This window comes from Bradyrhizobium sp. UFLA05-153 (assembly GCF_054185185.1).
In genome coordinates, this window is sequence record NZ_JBBIAM010000313.1 from 1 (window position 1) to 1,368 (window position 1,368).

General features: G+C 65.0%; 1 protein-coding gene. It reads left to right on the forward strand.

From position 1 onward, the window contains the following. Positions 1–157 precede the first annotated feature (157 nt). Positions 158–1,357 (forward strand): IS256 family transposase, encoded by a 1,200-nt coding sequence (locus Q2941_RS51625; RefSeq protein ID WP_458197542.1) that lies wholly within the window; start codon positions 158–160, stop codon positions 1,355–1,357. Positions 1,358–1,368 lie beyond the last annotated feature (11 nt).

Genomic DNA, 1,368 nt, shown 5'->3' on the forward strand with positions numbered 1-1,368 from the left:
GGTCGTGTCCCCCGTGATGGTGTAGCTCGGTAGAGCAAAGCCGTCCGCACGCGCGCCCTCAAATAGCGCCGTAGCGGGCGGACGGCTTTGCGGTGGTCACCGGCAATTCGCCGGTAGGGTCGGGTTGCTGACACCAACCTGATTCGAGGAACCACCGATGACCGACGAGATGATGAACCTTCGTGCGCTCGTGGAGAAGGCCCCTGATGCCGACCTGCTGCGCGAGATGATCGGCTTTGCCGCTCAGCGATTGATGGAGCTGGAGGTCACCGAGCTGACCGGCGTGGCCTACGGCGAGAAGAACGCCGAGCGCCTTGCCCAGCGCAATGGCTACCGCGACCGGACCTGGGAGACGCGCGCCGGCGCGGTCGAACTGCGCATCCCAAAGCTGCGCAAAGGAAGCTATTTCCCGGGTTTCCTGGAGCCTCGCCGGATGGCCGAGAAGGCGCTGACCGCCGTGATCCAAGAGGCCTATGTGCAGGGCGTCTCGACCCGCTCTGTGGACGATCTGGTGCAGGCGATGGGGATGAGCGGGATCTCCAAGAGCCAGGTGAGCCGGCTCTGCGGTGAGATCGACGACAAGGTGAAGGCCTTCCTCGCCCGCCCGATCGAGGGCGACTGGCCGTATTTGTGGATCGACGCCACTTACCTGAAGGTGCGCCAGAATGGCCGCATCGTCTCGGTCGCGGTGATCATCGCGGTCGGCGTCAACAGTGACGGCCGGCGCGAGATTCTCGGCATGGACATCGGTCCGTCCGAGGCCGAGACGTTCTGGACCGCGTTCTTGCGCAAGCTCGCCCGCCGCGGCTTGCGCGGCGTCAAGCTGGTGATCTCGGATGCCCATGAGGGCATCAAGGCTACCGTCGCCAAGGTGCTCAACGCCACCTGGCAGCGCTGCCGCGTCCACTTCATGCGCAACGTCCTGGCGCATGCCGGCAAGAGCGGCCGGCGCGTCGTCTCCGCCTTCATCGCCACCGCCTTCGCCCAGGACGATGCCGAAGCGGCCAAGACGCAGTGGCGCAAGGTCGCCGACCAGATCCGTCCCAAACTGCCTAAGCTCGCCGCCTTCATGGATGAAGCCGAGCCCGACGTGCTCGCCTATATGAGCTTCCCGACTCCGCACCGCGCCAAGCTGCACTCGACCAATCCGATCGAGCGCCTCAACGGCGAGATCAAGCGGCGGACCGAAGTCGTCGGCATCTTCCCCAATGAAGATGCCATCGTTCGCCTCGTCGGCGCGATCTTGCTTGAGCAAAACGACGAATGGGCCGTCCAGCGCGCCCGCTACATGACACTGGAAACCATCGCGCCATTGAGCGATGATCCCATCGTCGGCCTGCCCGCCGTGGCAAGCTGATGCCTTCCGAC